This window comes from Streptomyces sp. NPDC004126 (assembly GCF_050275515.1).
GTDB lineage: Bacteria > Actinomycetota > Actinomycetes > Streptomycetales > Streptomycetaceae > Streptomyces.
Window position 1 is genome coordinate 1 of sequence record NZ_JBNNPF010000066.1, and the last position, 16,361, is coordinate 16,361.

At 70.0% G+C, this 16,361-nt stretch carries 9 protein-coding genes and 2 pseudogenes; 5 read left to right on the forward strand and 6 right to left on the reverse strand.

The genetic code is table 11. The features are described from left to right. The first annotated feature begins 249 nt into the window (after nt 1-249). From ACQKM2_RS36115 to ACQKM2_RS36125, 3 genes are all read left to right on the forward strand, one after another. Nucleotides 250-1,227, forward strand: coding sequence for a transcriptional regulator (locus ACQKM2_RS36115; RefSeq protein ID WP_427717288.1), 978 nt, complete (start codon nt 250-252; stop codon nt 1,225-1,227). Between the two features lie 30 nt (nt 1,228-1,257). Continuing rightward, nucleotides 1,258-2,187, forward strand: a complete 930-nt coding sequence (locus tag ACQKM2_RS36120; protein ID WP_427717290.1) for an oxidoreductase — start codon at nt 1,258-1,260, stop codon at nt 2,185-2,187. A 152-nt stretch (nt 2,188-2,339) separates the two neighbouring features. After that, complete coding sequence (locus tag ACQKM2_RS36125) at nt 2,340-3,749, forward strand: NAD(P)/FAD-dependent oxidoreductase (protein WP_427717293.1); 1,410 nt, start codon at nt 2,340-2,342, stop codon at nt 3,747-3,749. Here the strand turns inward: ACQKM2_RS36125 and ACQKM2_RS36130 are convergent, their stop codons facing one another. Then, on the reverse strand, nt 3,750-4,637 hold the full coding sequence (locus tag ACQKM2_RS36130; RefSeq protein WP_427717295.1) for a trypsin-like serine peptidase: 888 nt from the start codon (nt 4,635-4,637) through the stop codon (nt 3,750-3,752). It abuts the gene before it with no gap. 90 nt (nt 4,638-4,727) lie between these two features. Beyond that, nucleotides 4,728-5,759: a DUF3710 domain-containing protein gene (locus tag ACQKM2_RS36135; RefSeq protein WP_427717297.1), complete on the reverse strand. Its 1,032-nt coding sequence runs from the start codon at nt 5,757-5,759 to the stop codon at nt 4,728-4,730. A gap of 520 nt (nt 5,760-6,279) precedes the next feature. Between ACQKM2_RS36135 and ACQKM2_RS36140 the strand changes: the two genes are divergently transcribed. Continuing rightward, on the forward strand, nt 6,280-6,639 hold the full coding sequence (locus ACQKM2_RS36140; RefSeq protein WP_427717300.1) for a hypothetical protein: 360 nt from the start codon (nt 6,280-6,282) through the stop codon (nt 6,637-6,639). Nucleotides 6,640-6,699: 60 nt separating this feature from the next. Here ACQKM2_RS36140 and ACQKM2_RS36145 read toward each other — a convergent pair. Beyond that, nucleotides 6,700-6,924 (reverse strand): annotated as a pseudogene (locus tag ACQKM2_RS36145) (IS5/IS1182 family transposase); the annotation flags it as partial. Here ACQKM2_RS36145 and ACQKM2_RS36150 point away from each other — a divergent pair. Continuing rightward, a pseudogene (locus ACQKM2_RS36150) lies at nt 6,896-7,324 on the forward strand (tyrosine-type recombinase/integrase); the annotation flags it as partial. The pseudogenes ACQKM2_RS36145 and ACQKM2_RS36150 overlap by 29 nt on opposite strands. Nucleotides 7,325-7,558: 234 nt before the next feature. Here ACQKM2_RS36150 and ACQKM2_RS36155 read toward each other — a convergent pair. From ACQKM2_RS36155 to ACQKM2_RS36165, 3 genes are all read right to left on the reverse strand, one after another. After that, nucleotides 7,559-7,786 (reverse strand): hypothetical protein, encoded by a 228-nt coding sequence (locus tag ACQKM2_RS36155; protein ID WP_427717303.1) that lies wholly within the window; start codon nt 7,784-7,786, stop codon nt 7,559-7,561. Between the two features lie 108 nt (nt 7,787-7,894). Further along, nucleotides 7,895-8,800 carry a hypothetical protein gene (locus ACQKM2_RS36160; protein ID WP_427717306.1) on the reverse strand — a complete coding sequence of 302 codons (906 nt, stop codon included), beginning with the start codon at nt 8,798-8,800 and terminating at the stop codon, nt 7,895-7,897. A gap of 29 nt (nt 8,801-8,829) precedes the next feature. Continuing rightward, the gene (locus tag ACQKM2_RS36165; protein ID WP_427717307.1) at nt 8,830-16,293 is read right to left on the reverse strand and encodes a ricin-type beta-trefoil lectin domain protein; all 7,464 of its coding nucleotides are present in this window, start codon (nt 16,291-16,293) and stop codon (nt 8,830-8,832) included. Nucleotides 16,294-16,361 lie beyond the last annotated feature (68 nt).

Here is a 16,361-nt window from a genome sequence, read left to right on the forward strand (position 1 = left end):
GGCGCGGGGTCTGGGGCGGAGCCCCAGGGAACGGGCGAAGGGCGGGTAGGGGACCAGCCCCGCGCAGCGGCGCCCCCCCCGCCCGGCGACCCGGGGTCCGGTGGCCCGACACCCGGTGGCCCGGGGCACGGCGTCACGGGTTCCGGCGGCCCCCCCCGCACCCCCCGGCCAGGGGCACGGCACGGCATGATCGGACCGGCAGCCCCGGCCCACCCGGGGCCCGGACACCAGCAAGGGGGGCGCGACGCCATGGGATGGTGGCGCATAGACACCGACGCGCTCGCGCGCAGCCGCTTCGTGGTGTCCCCCCTCGCCGAGACCACCGCCGCCCTCATGGCCCTGGAGCGCCGCACCCCCGCCCACCCCGCCGAGCGGGCCTGGCTCGCGGACCGGCTCCCGCACTACCGGGCCCACCTGGCCGCCGACCCCCTCACCGCCGCCCTGGTGCGGGCCGCCCTCGGCCGGCTGTGGATCGCCGGGTACCTGACCCCGCCGGCCCACCGGGACGGCCGCGCCTTCGCCGAGGAGCTCGCCACCGTGCGCGCCGCCCCGGACGCGGTGGTCCGTACCGACCTGCGCGCCGCCACCGGCCGGCTCCCCGAGGGCCTCGACCGGGCGCGCGGCCTCGGCTCGAGGACGGCCGAACTGCTGGAGTGGGTCTGGGAGGAGGCCGTACGCCCCGACTGGGACCGGCGCCGCCGGATCGCGGAGGCGGACGTCCTGGTGCGCACCAGCCAGCTCGGCCGGGAGGGCTGGGCGGCCGCCCTGTCGGGGATGCGGCCGGGCATGGCCTGGCTGGGCGGCGGGCGGCTGCGGGTCAACCTCCAGCAGCGGCGGCCCCGCGAGCTGTCGGGGGAGGCCGGGCTGGTGTTCGTACCGGTGACGCACGCCCACGGGTGGGTCGCCTGGACCGGTACGTACCGGCACGCGCTGGTGTACCCCTGCGCGGGCCAGCTCACCCAGCCGGGTCCCGGGCCGGCCGCGCCGCAGGCGCTCGTACGGCTGCTGGGGCCGGTGCGGGCGCGGGTGCTGGTGCTGCTGGAGAGCCCGAAGTCCACGACGCAGCTGGTGGCGCTGACCGGGTACAGCCTGGGGGCGGTGGCCGGGCAGCTGAAGGTGCTGCTCGCGGCGGGCCTGATCCTGCGCCGGCGGGCGGGCCGCAGCGTGCTCTACAGCCGGGTCGCGGCCGGCGACGTACTGGTGTCGGCGGCGGGTACGCCTGAGTAGGGTGGCCGCGACCATCCCGAGGAGGCTGTCGTGACCGGCTGGAACACCACCCGCATACCGGACCAGAGCGGCCGCACCGCCGTCGTCACCGGCGCGAACAGCGGCATCGGCCACGTCACCGCCCGCGAACTCGCCCGGCACGGCGCGACCGTCGTCCTGGCCTGCCGCAGCGCCGCCCGCGGCCGGGCCGCCGTGACCCGTCTGCGGGCCGAAGTGCCGGGCGCGACCGCCGAGTTTGCGGAGCTGGACCTCGCTTCCCTGGACTCCGTACGGGAGTTCGCGCGCACCTTCGCCCGCCGCCACCCCGCCCTCGACCTCCTCGTGAACAACGCGGGGGTGATGGCCCTGCCGTACGGCCGCACCGCCGACGGGTTCGAGACCCAGTTCGGCGTCAACCACCTCGGGCACTTCGCCCTGACCGGCCTGCTGCTGCCGGCGCTCCTCGCGGCCGCCCCCGGCGCCCGGATCGTCAACGTGTCGAGCGGCTTCCACGTCCTCGGCCGGCCCGGGGCCCCCTTCGGCGGCGGCGAGGAGCGCGACTACCGCCGCTGGACCGCCTACGGCCGCTCCAAGACCGCCAACCTCCTCTTCACCCACGAGCTGGCCCGCCGCCTCACCGCCGCCGGCTCCCCCGTCACGGCCGCCGCCGCGCACCCCGGCTACGCCTCCACCAACCTCCATGCCGGGGCCGCCGCCCTGGAGGGCCGCGGCATCGGCTCGCGCGTCATGGCCCTCGGCAACGCCGTCCTCGCCCAGCCCGCCGCCTCCGGCGCCCTGCCCACCCTGTACGCGGCCACCGCGCCCGGGGTCCCGCAGGACGGCTTCTTCGGGCCGAGGCTCGGCTGGCGCGGGGCGCCCGTACGCTCCTGGCGGGCCGGCTGGACCCTCGACGACGCGGCCGGCGAACGCCTGTGGACCGCCTCCGAGAAGCTCACGGGCGTCACGTACCCGGCCCTTTGAGCTCCCGGCCCGTTCCGCCCCCTCCGGCTGCCCCCGCACGCGCCCCCGGCCGCCCCCTCCGCCGGTCCGCGCCCCCGCCACGCCCCGGCACGCAACCGTCCGCCCCGGCCGGGGCCTGACCTGGGCCGCCCCGGCGGCCGGACACTCGTCCCATGGACGACACTCCGGACAACCACACAGAATCCCCCGGGGACCACGCGGTGGTCCTCGGGGCCGGCCTGGCCGGGCTGCTGACGGCACGGGTCCTGGCAGGGCGGTTCGCCCGCGTCACCGTCGTCGAGCGGGACGAACTGTCCCTGCACGGGCCGGAGTTCCGCCCCGGCCTGCCGCAGTCCCGGCACGCGCACGTGCTGTGGGCGCGCGGTGTCGAGCTGATGGAGCAGCTGCTGCCCGGCACCACCGCCGAGCTGCTGGAGGCCGGCGCCGCCCTGCTGGAGTCGCCGCGCGACTTCCTGTGGCTGAGCCCCGCCGACTGGTTCCGGCACGTACCCGGCGCCGGGATGCTGATCGGCAGCCGGGAGCTCCTCGACTGGACGCTGCGCCGCGCCGTGCTGCGCGACGGCCGGATCCGGATGCTCGGCGGCCGGCTCGCGACCGGGCTCGTCGGCGGGCCGGGCAACCGCTCGGTGACCGGCGTGACCCTGCGCGACGGCGGCCGCCTCGCCGCCGCGCTCGTGGTCGACGCCACCGGCCGCACCTCCAAGGCCCCCGCCTGGCTGGCCGCCCTCGGCTACCCCGCCCCGGCGGTCACCCGCTACGACTCCCACCTCGGCTACTCCAGCCGCCCGTACGCCATCCCCAAGGCCGCCCTGGACGACCCGCGGCGCCGCTGGCACGGCATGTACGTACAGGGCCGCCCCGAGAGCCCGCGCGGGGGAGTGCTGGTGCCGCTGGAGGGGGACCGCTGGCTGGTCACCCTGATCGGCAACGGCGAACACGCCCCGCCCACCAAGGACCCCGAGTTCCTCGGCTTCGCCCGCACCCTGCGCAGCCCCGCCCTCTACGACGCCATCCGCGACGCCGAACCGCTGGCCCCGCCCAGCGGCTTCCGGGCCACCGCCAACGAGTGGCGCCACTACGAGCGCATGGACCGCTGGCCCGAGGGCCTCCTCGTCGTCGGCGACGCGGCCTGCCGCTTCAACCCGGTCTACGGGCACGGCATGACCGTCGCCGCCATCACGGCGCAGGCCCTGGGCGACGCCATCAGGGGCCTGACCACCGCCCAGATCCCGGCCCAGACCCGGCGCGTCCAGCGGCACACCGTCACCGCCGCCAACGTCGCCTGGCAGATCGCCACCAGCGAGGACCTGCGCTACCCCGGCACCGAGGGCCCGCCGCCGGACCGCGCGACCCGCGTCCTCCAGACCTACATGTCCCGCGTCATGGCCGGCGCCAACACCGACCCGGCCATCTCGGCCCCCTTCTTCGGGGTCCTCTCCCTCTCCGCCCCGCCGAACACCCTGCTCGCCCCGGGCACGATGCTCCGCGTCCTGTCGAAGTGGCGCCTGCCCACCTCACCCCGCACCACGACGGCCTACCCGCCGCACCACGACCCGGCCTGACTAACCCCGGACGGCCCGCTCGTACAGCCGGCGCACCCCGTCCCCGAAGTAACTGCTGTACGAAGTCACCTCGTCCCCGCCTCCATCGCGGCCGCCGATCACCCCGATCAGGGTCCCGGCCGCGGTCAGGACGGGGCCGCCACTGGTCCCGTTGGGCACGTCCGCGCAGTCCAGCCGCAGCTGCGTGGACCCGGCGGCCACGGCCGTGTTGGCGCACCCCAACGGCTGCTCGGCGTCGTTGGGGTACCCCACCAGCCGGGCGGGCGCGGGCAGCTGCTGCCCGAACCGCACGGGGTGCGCCCCGGTGACGTCCTCCAGCCGCTGCTCGGGATGCCCGGGCCGCCGCACCCGTATGAACGCCACGTCGTAATCCGGGTCCGCCGACGAAACCCACCGAGGATCCACATCGACCCGCGTGGGCACCCACACCCCGAACGGCGCCTTCCCATCCGCATACCCGGGCACGAACGCCAGATTGGTCCGGAACCCCCGCGCATACACGCAGTGCGCGGCGGTCACGACAAGATCCCCATCAGCCGAGTGCACGACACTCCCGGAACAGTGATGCTCGTCGTCCCAGTCCATCCCCGGCGAGAACAACGCCCCGTTGGCCGACTCGGCCTCAACGACCCCCGCTTCAAGCGGCTCCGACACCTTCCACCCGGCCGCGTCCGCCTCCGCCTTCCGCTCCCCGCCCCCCTCCACGAGCCCCTCAAGCGCCCGGGCAGCGGTCTCGTCCCCCACCCGCTCGCCCTGCACATAACTCCCGCGCCCGGCGTCCCCCACGGCAACGGTCCCGAACCGCCCCACCGCGAAGGCCACCCCGGCGACCACGAGCACGGCACAGACCCCGGCCAGCACACACACCCGCACGGCCCTACCGGTCATACCCCACTCCCAAAGATCGCCACCACCCCCCAACGCCAACGGCTCCCGGCGGGGTTCCCGCCCTCCACGTGTCCGCCCTCACACCGCCGGTCAGTCGGGGAACCTGACTGGAATCGTCCGGTCCGTCCCGTGCGGCATACTCGGCGAGTAGCTGGTGGGTGAGGTGGAAACGGCCGCTGCGTCCCCCGTGAAAGAGGCGTCCACCACCACGCTCTCGAAGCAGCGGTACGCCCAGTCGTCACGACTGCCGTGCCGCGCCACCTCGCCGCCGACCACCCCCCTCAGGAGCCACCCCGGACCGTCGCACCCGATGAACCGCACCGTCACCCTGTCCCGCCCTCGCGCATCACCAACGACGCGGACCACCGCTCTGAGCTCGACGCCCGCGCGCCCGGACCATCGCTCGACGTCGCCGCCGCGGGCGCGCACATCGGATGCGAGCCGATCGCAGGTACGTTCCCATTCCGGCTCTCCGGACGTCCTGAAGGCCTGGAGCTGCAGACTGGCGGTCCTGTCACGGACAAGGACCGCCTCCACGTACTCCCCGCCCGACCGGGACCGATTGAGCTCCATCCTCCCCACCTCCATGCGCGGGACCTTCAGCCCGCCGAGGTCGATCAGGTCCGCGGCCCGCCAGCCTCTTTCGCCGGTGTCCCAGGGACCGACGTCGATTCCGCGATAGGACGGTCGGAGCAGCTCCCCGGCCTGGAGGGCTTCCTCCAGAATCGCCTCCGCCGATTCCAGCAGGACGCCGATTTCTTCGTGGGTCATCGCTTCCGCGGCAAGGACGGTGACCAGCAAGGCCAGCACCCGGTCGAGAGTCAGCAGCCCCTCCGCCCGAGCCGCGCGAGCTGCCGAAAGATTGCCCCGGAGCACCTCGACCAGCGCATCGGCATGCTCACGCGGCAACCCCGCAGGCGTGCCGCCGAAAACCGCCGACCCATTACGGCCTTCCTCCCAGCGCAAGAAGACAAGGCACTTGAGACCGATGAGTAGTACCCAGGCCGGCGTGGCCTGCTCCCAGTCCCCCCACCTCGCCCGCTCCAACGACTCCCGCGACAAACGCCCGTCGCGCGTGAACTCATCCAAAATCGCCCGTGCCTCGCCAACCACGGCACCCATGCCACCATCCCCCTCATCACCGGCCGGCCACACCACCCGGCCAGACTGACTCGACCCGACGAACTCGTCGTCGGCTCGCTGGCCCCATCGCACCTCGGGCGATCAGCCGGCGGCGACCCGCCCCGCACCCGGCAGCTCGCCTCGGCCTCACTCGGCCGCGCCCGCCGCGTCCCCGCCTCCATCGGTTTCCGACATCACACCCGATTCTCCAGGCCTTCCGGTGGTCGACAGGTGCGCTCGGCGCGGACGCGGGCAAGCCTGGAAGGTGCGAACTTGTGCTGAGCCCGGGGCCGCAGGCGCGGGCAGGTGGGTACTGCCTCAGAATGTGACTGTGGATGACAGGTGGGATGTGTGGCCCGACAGCGCCCGGTCTCAGTGGACCCTGGACCCGTATCTGGGCGTGGGGCCGCTGCGTTTCGGTATGAACCCGGACGAGGTGTCGGACGTCCTCGCCCGCGTTACTGCGGAGACCCAACGGTGCATAACCACATGCCTTCGTGACGGTCGGCAGGTTAGGGAGGTGGGCGAGTATCGGGAGTTCGGGCTTTCCCTGTTTTACAGCCGGGGGGAGGAACTTGAGGGGCTCACTGCCGATGGCCTGCGGGGACCACAGGTCCTCGCCGAGGGAGTGGCTTTGACGGGCCGCGTGCCCTCCGAGGTGGAACGGTGGATGACCGACCGGGCCGAGGTGCGGTTTCCCGAAGACGATTTCGAGCTCGGCTATATGGGCACTGGTATCCCGGGCTCATGGAGCCTCGGGCTGGTGGTCAACGTACAGCGTGTCGCCGATCACCTGGTGACACGCCCAGTGGTCTTCGCTGAACACGTACTGGACGATGCGCACCACATCCTTCCCCGCCAGGCGTGGATCATCTACTGAGGGCTGCCCTGCAGGTGAGCTTCAGGCTGGTGGAGAGGCGACCGGTTGGTGTTCCGGCCGTCACTGTCGGGCGAGGCTGACGTTGTACAGGCGGGCGATGCCCGACATCGAGTGGTGCACGCCGTCGCCTTTCAGGCGGCAGTCGCACAGGATTTTTCAGCTCCTCATGCCGGCGAAGACGTGCTCGACGCGGGCACGGACCTGTTTGTGGGACCTGTCGTGGTCCTGCTTCCACTGGGGAAGCTTCTCGTTCTTGCTCCGGCGGCGGTGTGGGAACACCCGCCCCGGGCACCGTGAGGTACAGGAAGGAGAACGAGAGGCGGCAGCGGACGACTGGCGGGACAACGGCCTCGTCTTCAGCACGCCGGCAGGAGGGCCGATCGATCCCGCTAACCTCAATCGCAGCTTCCGCGCGCTCCTCGATCGGGCAGGGATCCGCCGCATCCGCTTCCACGACCTACGGCACTCCACCGCCACCCTGCTCCTTGAGTAAGGCGTCGAACTCGTCGTGATCAAAGAGTTCCTCGGCCACGCTCACATCGGCGTCACGGCCACCGTCTATGCTCACGTGAGACTCCGGCTCCAGCGGGACGCCATCGACCTCTTGGGCCGCACCCTACGGCGCTCCGATGAGACCACCGGCCAGCCCGACGACCCGCCACGCTGCGCAGCACCCGTCCGCTGACGTTGCCGTCAGCTACTAACGCCAAGCCATCAACACCCTGGGGGATGCTCTCGGCACGGACAACGACGCCCCCGAAGACCCACCCGCTGCACCGGTCGTCCGCTGACGTTGCCGTCACCGTTGCCGTTAGGCTGCCCGAAAAGCCTCGCCCAAAGACAGTGGGCGAGGCTTTTCAGTCGCTAACCGGAGGTTGAACCCCTCGTCCGATTTGGCGGCCGAGGAGGCCGCCAAAAGTCACTCCTCTTCGAGGAGACCGATCTCTTGCGGCAGGTTCAGCATCGATCCCTTTCGCACCGGATCAGTCGCCAGCTTGGAGACCTCGACGATGATCGCGGCCAGCGCCCGGCGGTCACCCTCTGAAAGCTCTTTGAACAGGGCGGCAGCCGGTTCGATGATGTCCGTAGCGATGTCCGTAGCGATGTCCGGGGCAATGTCATCATCGTCGGCCAGGTCGATGGACACAGCCACCCTTGAGAAGGCGCGCGCCAGAACGTGCGCGCCAGAACGTGCGCAAGTTCCAATCTTCGGTGCTTCTCACCTGCCGAGTACCCATTTGGTCCCGCCGCTCCGCTACTCATTCCTGAGTGCAAGTTGAGCACGTTCGCTGGAGCAGAATTTCACCAGCCGGCCACAGAAAGAGCGGCTCCGGTCAAGGATTCCAGAAGACAGATTCTCAAACTCCGTAAGACTCGAAGCATCATCGAACCATGCCCTGTCTTCTTCCATAGAGAGGCCGCCCGACACTTCGAGGCCGAGCGAACGCTCCAGAACGAAGAGCGAATCAAACAGCCGCTCCGTGGCGTAAGCCATAGAATCTACCGAACCGTCACTAACTCCACGCACTCCGAACTCAATGGCCGCTTTCTGAATTCGCCTCAGTCCGAGCCCCCGGGATCGCCCAGTCTCAGGCCTGACGGAGAGGCGACAGCCTAATTCGGAGAAGCATTCGACGAGAAAGGGACTCTTAGTCGAATCGCCAACGATGGAGATCAGACGCTCAGCCTGACTCGATCGCCCTGCCATTTCGCTCAGCAAAGGCTCGGAACGAATCAGTGAAAGCCAAACCCACGCCTCCCTGGTGAATGTCGGAATCTGCTCCACCAACCCTCGCCTCTGCCTCATGAATTCCGGAAGGACGGCTCTGGGGTACTTTCCGATCATCCAAAGTCTTGAGACCTGCTCGTCGAGGAATCTCCAAGCCGCCGATGCCGCCCCCAGCCTGGCAGGGCCTGGCATCTCCTCGGGGCACACGCACGTCATACTCAACACCCGCGGGCCCAGGGTGTGGAGATCGAAAGACATGTCGGCTGAAAGGTGATGCAGGCTCACCTGATCACCCACTAGGTCTCCCGGAAGGTCGTCGAGTGTCTGAATCTCCCACTCGGTCCGAACGAGCCCGGACCCGTCAGACTCGCCCAAGGGCCAGGATGCGATATTTATTTGGACTGCATCGAAGCTGTTCCAGTCGAAACTCATGAACACATCCTGACCGCTAAGGGATACTTCTACTGACCTAGACGCACGTCGGCAACCTTACGCAAGAAAGGCATTGCGCCTGGCCTGAATATTACTTCTTCGGGCATACCGTCACCTGTGGTTCTTGTGGTGATGTGCCCCTCACTCACCAGTCGATCATAGGTACATTTACACATCCGGAACACGAGAACCGCAGCTCCATTCTGCCTACCGTAGTTCCGGGCCACACCCCACTGTGCCGCCGTACTGAAGTTGGGATCGGACGCTCCCGAGACCCTGTAAGAGAACAGGTTCCCTGGCTGCGCCACACCACCACCACTCGAAGCGGCTTTCGCCGCTTCGCTACTTAGGCCGTTTGCCGCAATATCGTCGGCATGCGATGCAGTCGTTCCATGAGCAAATTCAAGCTGCTCGCCACAGTTATGAACGAGGATCGGGGTGACCCCAGCCAGCACATAGTACGTGTGGAGGTCTGCCACGGTGAGGTTGTGAACCGTGGCTTGGGCCGTCCAGCGCTTGACGGCCTGGACCTGGACGCGGGTGCCAGCGCTGGTGCGGAGCCACTGGCCGGGCTGGAGGTCGGTGGCGTCCACCCACTTCGCCAGGTCGACCGCCCAGAAGGGGTGCTTGTCGGTGGCCGTGATGAGGTCCGTGGCCGTGCCGGTGTCGCCGTCGGTGTCGACCGTGACCTCAACGAGGTTCTTGGCGCCTTCACCGAGGATGGTGGCCGTTACGTCCTTCGCCGCCGTTTCACCCGTCTTCGGGTCGGTGGCGAGGACCTTGTCGCCCGGCTTCAGGTCGTCGATCGGCTTGGACGAGCCGTCGGCCATGACGACCAGGGTGCCCGCCGCGAAGCTGTTTCCGATGGGGCACGATCCGCCCTTGCCGCCGAACTTTGATCCGATCTTGGAGATGGCCTGGCCCACGCCCTTGCCGATGGCCTTGCCTGCTGCGGCGAGGGCCGGGCCGGCTGCCGCGCCCAGGACTCCGCCCGCGGCACCGAACAGGGCTCCTGTCGCCATGTCCTTGAGGGAGCCCAGGATGCTGTGGTCGGCATTCGGGTCCATGTAGTTGGCGACCGCCGCTCCCGCGGCGCCGGCTATCGCTCCGCAGCCGGCCGCGGCTGCGAAGCCGACTCCGCCCGTGGCGACACCCGCCGCTCCCGCGGCGGCGACGCAGGCGACCCCGACCACGACCTCGGTGACGATGGAGACGATCGCGATCTTGTTCTCTTGCCAGAACTTCTTGCCTGAGTCGACGGCCTTGCGCACGGAGCACATGGAGATCAGGCCGCAGCTCGCCGCCTTCTTGGGGCTTGAGACCCTCGACTTCGAGGGGCCGGTGCCGGCCCGGGAGCCGTAGTACGGCTGAGCGACCTTGTCGCGCTCCGTGTACGCGCTGTTGTAGTCGCCGCGGATGGGAGTGGGGCGGTCCGGGTGACCCACCGGGAGGTTGTCGTCGCGCGGGTTGTAGTGGCCGCCGCAGTGGCCGTTCTTGCAGTCGGTCTCGATGAGACCGGACGGGTCGCTCTTGTTGACCGGGTTGGCACTCGCGTACGAGTAGCCGTTCATCTGTGTCGGGTTGGTGATGTCGATGACCGGGTCGACGGAGATGAAGCGGCCCGTGGTCGGTTCGTATTCGCGGGCACCGATGTGGGTCAGGCCCGTGTTGGTGTCGTCGATACCGCTGCCGAGGAAGCCCCGGCTGCCGGCCCAGTTGCCGGGCTGGACTCCGCGCGGGTTGCCGTACGGGTCCGACTTGCGGCGGGTCAGCGCCTGCCCGGCGGTTTGCTCCACCGAGGTGGTGGCCGTGCCGTGGTGGTCGGCGAGCTGGACGGTGAGCTGGTGGTTGTCGGCCCTGCCGCTGGTGCGGCGGACCGTGGTGGCGCCGGCGCCGGCGTAGTAGCGGACGGCGTCGATGGCCTGTCCGGCCTTGTTGACGGTGATCTCGGCTTCGCCGAGGTAGAGGGTGCGGGAGCTGCCGGTCTCCTCGATGAGGCGGCTGCCGCCGGCGTCGTAGACGTACGTGGTGGTGTTGTCGAAGGTGAACTGCTGGGGGCCGGTCGCGTTGCAGGGCCACAGCTGGAGGTCGGTGCCGTCAGCCGCGTTGTTGGGGACGTCCACGCACTGGTTGCTGGCCGGGTTGTTGAGCGACTTGTCGCCGGCGCGGTGGACGAACTTCTGCTTCTCGCTGCCGTCACAGGTGGCCAGGACCAGCTTGCTGCCGCTGGTGGTGAGGCACTTGTCGAGGGCGCGGACGGTGTCGCCGGTGAGGCGCCACTGCTGGGCCTTGGTCTCGTTGCAGGGGTAGATCTGTACCGGGGTGCCGTCAGCGGTTCCGCCGCTTTCGACGTCGAGGCACTTGCCGGAGGCGCCGATGACGGACACGGCTCCGATGCCGGGGCTGCCGGCCGAGGTGAGCTTGTTGCGGCGGTCCCAGTTGAGGGTCTGGGTGTCGCCGTCGATGCGCCGGCTCTTGGTGTTGCCGGAGGCGTCGTACTCGTAGGTGGACAGGGAGGTGACCGTCGAGCCCGGGTTGCGGGTGGTCTTCTCGGCCTTGGACAGGGCGTGCGGCTGGGTCTTCAGCGGAGGCTGGGCGCCGTTGCCGGCGATGGTGACGCCGTAGGTGTAAGTGGTTTCGTCGTCCAGCGCGCTGTTGGTGAGGTCGCGGTTGACGAGCTTGGTGCGGTTGCCGATCGCGTCGAACTGGTATTCCTGCCAGAACCCGTCACCGTCCGGACCGGGGGTGACGTCGGCCAGGCTGGGGCCCGTGCAGGACGCGGACTTGCCCGTCCACGCCTTGGTGAGCTGGCCCATCGGGTCGTACGCGTAGCACTGGCGGTCCTCCCGGCCGCCGGGCTGGGAATCGGTGATCGAGGTGATGTTCCCCGCCGGGTCGTACGCGTACGAGACGTCGCTGACGCGGTTGGGGCCGCCGGTCTCCCGGTCGGTGACCTGGTTGGTGACCTGCCCGGTGTTCTGGTTGTAGAGGGTTGTTGTCCACACCCGGTTCGGCGCGTTGCCGGTCGCGGTGCGCAGGACGTTCCCGAACGGGCCGTACTTGACGTCGGCGGTGTACCAGTTCAGGCCCGAGAGGGTCTGGGGCAGGCCGTCGGCGTTGTAGCGGGTGACCAGCTTCTCCGCCGCCAGGCCACCCGGGGTGGCCGGGAGGGTGGTCGACTGGACCTTGCCGGTCGGGGTGTAGGCGGTGGTGTAGGCGTAGGTTCCGGCCAGGCCCTTGGTCGCGGGGACGTTCGGGATCGTGATCTTCGAGCCAGTCGGGCGGTACTCGGCGTCGTAGCCGGTGACCTCGCTGGTGTACGCCGCCCCGCCCTCGTAGCGCGTGGACGCGACGGGCCGGCCCTTGGCACCCGGCAGGGTGTCGAAGGTGAAGGACGCGACGAGCGGCCCGTTGGGGGCGTCGTCACGCAACTCGGTCGCGCGGCCGAGGACGTCGTACGTCGTGTACTGGGTACGCCCGCTGGAGTCCTTCGCCCAGAGCTGCTGGTCGAGGTTGTCGTAGCCGAACTCCGACCGTCCCGTGTCCGGGTCCTCGGACCATGTCTTGCGGCCGCGGACGTCGTAGCCGTACGTCCACTTGTTGCCGGCCGCGTCGGTGACCTGCGACAGCTTGTTGCGGACGTCGTAGGCGTACGAGGTCTTCGTCCAGGTGGTGAGGTCGGTCGACGTCGCGTACTCGATGGCCGACGTGCGCCCCAGCGGGTCGGTCCACGTCTTCGTGGCACGGCTGCCCTTGAGGGGGCTGTTGCCGTCCGCGGACATGGCCGAGCGGGTGAGGGTGAAGTCACCCTCGTACTGGGCGATGTCGGAGTACTGCGGAACGTCCGCGTGCAGCGTGGTGGTGCGGACCGCCCGGCCGAGGCCGTCGTACGCCGTCTCCGTGGAGTTCGGGACCTGGAAGACGTTCTCCGGAACGAAGATCTTGTTCGTCGGGACGCCTTCGGCGTAGTAGCCGTTGTTCGTGTGCCGGACCGTGCCGTTCGCGCTGTAGAGCGTGTCCGTGATGAGGCGGCCGCCTCCCACGGCCTCGCCCTGGCTCTGGCGCGGGCGCAGCAGGCCGTCGTAGATCGTGATGGCCTTGCTGTAGGTGCCGTCGTCCTGGAGCGTGTTGCTGGTGACGACCGGCGGTTCGTGCTCCGTGATCTGGTAGGAGAAGGTGAAGGCGGCCTTGTCGGTGCCGGGTTTCTGAGAGGGCGTCCACACGGCGGTGGAGCGGCCCAGGTTGTCGTAGGTCGTGGTGACCTTGCGGCCGTTGCCGTCGGAGTCCTCCAGGGGGAGCCCGCGGCCCGGGTCGCTCTTGCTGGTGGTCGTGTGCCCGAGGGCGTTGGTGCCGGTCACGGCGAAGGGTGTGCCGGTCGCCGGGCTGTAGGCGGTGGTGACGGCATTGCCCGCCGCGTCGAGCACCTTGACCGGACGGCCCAGGGCGTCGTACTCGGTACGGCCGGTCGTGATCCAGCCCGTGCCGGCCGCGTCGTTGGTGTCGACCTGCTGGACGAGGCCCTTCGAGGGGGCGGCGCCGAACGCGTTCAGGGCGTCGTAGGACGTGCGCGTGTCGGAGAGCAGTGTGCCGCTTCCGGCCTGCGAGCAGTCACCCGCGGTGGTGCGGATCCGCTGGGGCAGACCGATGAGGTGCTTGTCGGTGTTGTGGACGTAGGCCGTGGTGGCGCAGGTCTGGTCGGTGGTCTTCCAGCCGCCGGTGCCGTCGGGGCTGATCGCCTCGTTCTGCACCGTCTGGGTGAGCCCGTAGGTGGGGTCGAAGGCGGTACGGCTGCGGAGGGTCCTGGTCGCGCCGCCGCTCACCGTCTGGATGTTGTCCGTGCGTGAGGTTCCCGAGCGGAAGGCGTCCAGTGGTGTGGTGCCGTCCCTTGGCCGGGATGCGGTCTTCTGGCTCCAGGGCCAGGTGAGGGACCGCGCGACGACGCTGCCGCCGGTCTTGGAGTAGGTGATGGTCTCGGCGGCGCTGCCCTGGTACTGGGGCAGGTCCTCGCCGAGGTCCTCCGTGCCGGTGGAGTCCTTGACCGTGATCTTGGGTCGGCCCGCGTCGCCGGACATGCCCCGGAAGTAGCGGGTACGGGTCTGGGACTCCTCGGTCGCGTCGGACTTGCCCGTGTTGGCCGTGACGCCCTTGTTCACGACCACACCGGCGTAGCCGCGCCATTGGCTGTAGGTGCGCAGTTCGGGCTTGGAGAACTCGTCGGTGTCCTTGCCCCAGGCGGCGTCGCCCTCATAGGTGTAGCGCGTGGTGACGTCGGGCTGGCGGGAAACGCGGTCCTTCTCGGTGACCTTGTCGACGACGTACTTGTTGAACCACTCCAGCGGGGGCTTCTCCACCTCGCTGTCCGGCGACCAGTGCACCGGGTAGCAGCGGGTGGTGTTCTCCTCCGGCTTCGGGTGCGTACCACCGACGGGGCAGGGAGCGGAGTAGCCGACCGAGATCTCGCCGCCCGTCTCGGTGCGGATGGTCTCCACGCGCAGGCGGTCGAAGTCCGGGGTGGCGTCGGTGGCGCTCGTCGCGACGCGGTTGGGCATGTCGCGGACGTTGGGCAGGAAGGAGACGGCCGGCAGCGAGGTGCTGTCCTGGGTGCCGCCCGCCTTCGGGATGCCGTAGCCGGTACGGGTGATGGACTCCAGCCAGAGCGGCGGGTGGGTGTCCGTGCGCTGGCGGGGGAAGGACTGGGTCAGGTCCCAGCGGTCCACGAGGGACAGATCCGTGGAACCCTCGGTGCGCTGGGCCTTGGTGGTGACGGACGTCAGCCGCTTGCGGGTCCAGAAGGTGGGGGAACCGGTGAAGCAGTCCTTGGCGGTGGCCTTGCAGTTCAGCGTGGCCGGCGTGTCCCACCAGGGCTGCTTGTCACCGTAGTTGTTGCCCTCGAACTCGGCGTCCGAGCACTGGGTGGTCCCCTCCTTGATGCACCGTTCGGCCACGGTGAACTCGACCTTGGCCGCCGGGGCACCGGACAGGTTGTCGCTGCGCAGGCCATAACTGATCTGCGTCGGGTATCCGGCGCGGACGTAGGAGACCGGCTGCTTGAACTTCTCGTTCTTCGCGTAGCGGTTGGTCTCCCTGGCCCAGTCGACGATCATCGCGTTGCCGTGGACGTCCTCGACGTAGTCGAGGTTCCAGCGCCAGCCCTGGTCGCAGGAGGAGGCGGCGAAGGAGGCCTGGTAGCAGGGCTCGCCGGGGTGGTTGCCGAAGACCGGCACGCTGAGGACTGAGTTGGTGACCGGACGGCTGCCCGCCCCGTCGACATCGTGGCGACCGAAGAAGTAGCGGGTGCCTTCGCGGGTGGTGACGACCCAGTACTCGCCGTCCTTGGCCCCGTTGGCGATGCCGGCGTCCGTCTTGCGCTCGACCCGGGAGCCGTCGTCCGTGGCGGGGATCCACTTGCCGGTCGTCGCGTCGTGGACGAGTTCGGTCGTGGACCCGCCGAGGGACATGACGACGTTGTCGCCTGCCCAGCACAGGTCGCTCTTCTTCTTGTCCGTGCCGTTGTCGTTGTTCGGCTTGGCCGGGTTGGCCTTGAGGTCGTCAGAGCAGGAGCGGTAGCGGCGCTCGATGTAGCCGGGCTCGTAACCCCACCCGTCACCGACCCAGGACGCCTGGCCGTTGGCCACGGAGGTCTTGCCGTCCACGGCCTGGGAGGAGTAGCCGAAGCCGACCTGCGGAGCCGGCCCGGCGGGCGGGGCGGGCACGGTCAGCGGGTACGACCAGGAGAAGCCGCCGCCGCTGCCGCCGGCGCTCCAGGAACCGGACGGGGACAGGGACGTCGCCTTGTACGTGCCGCCCGCGCCCGAGGCGCCGTCCGAGGCGGCCAGGACGGTGGGCCCGCCGCTGCCGCCTGCCATGGTGCGCAGGCCCTGGCTCGGCGTCGTGGCCGGGTCGACGGTGGCGCGGACGGTGCCGGTGGAGGGGTCGTTGGTGCTGGGGACGTCCTTGGCGACGGAGCACTCGGGGACGTCCGGAGTCGTGAGGAAGCACTCCGGGAGCTGCTTGAGCTCCAGGCGGGTGGCCCACTCGGTGCCGTAGAGGTCCTTGAACTTCTTGTAGTCCAGCTGGATGTCCACCGGCGTGGAGCCCTCGGCCGGTGGGGTCACCTTGATCAGCGCGCCGTCGACGTTCGCCGCCTCGGTGGCGGCGCGGGTCTCGACCGCCACCGACCAGGTACCGGAAGGGGCGGGCGGAGTCGGGTTCTCGACGGTGGGCGAGGCCTTGCCGATGCTGACAGGCAGGGTTCCCGCCTGGACCAGCTGGTCACCGCTCAGGGCGACGCTGGCGGTGCCGCCGGCCGGCGGCGTCACCTTCGACGGTTCGTATTCGGGCGGTGGCTGGACCGGCGCGCCGGTCCAGCCTTCGAGTTTGGCCGCCTCTACCTTGTCGAGCTTCGCCTTCATGTCCTGCTGGAGCCCGGGTAACTGGACGCCGCTGCGGTCGCCCGGCGGCGCGGCCCAGGCATCGACGGGCAGCAGAGTCACCGCCAGGACGAAGGACAGCGTGATGCCCGTGCTCCCGGCGATGCGGGCACGTCTGGCGCGTGCCTTTC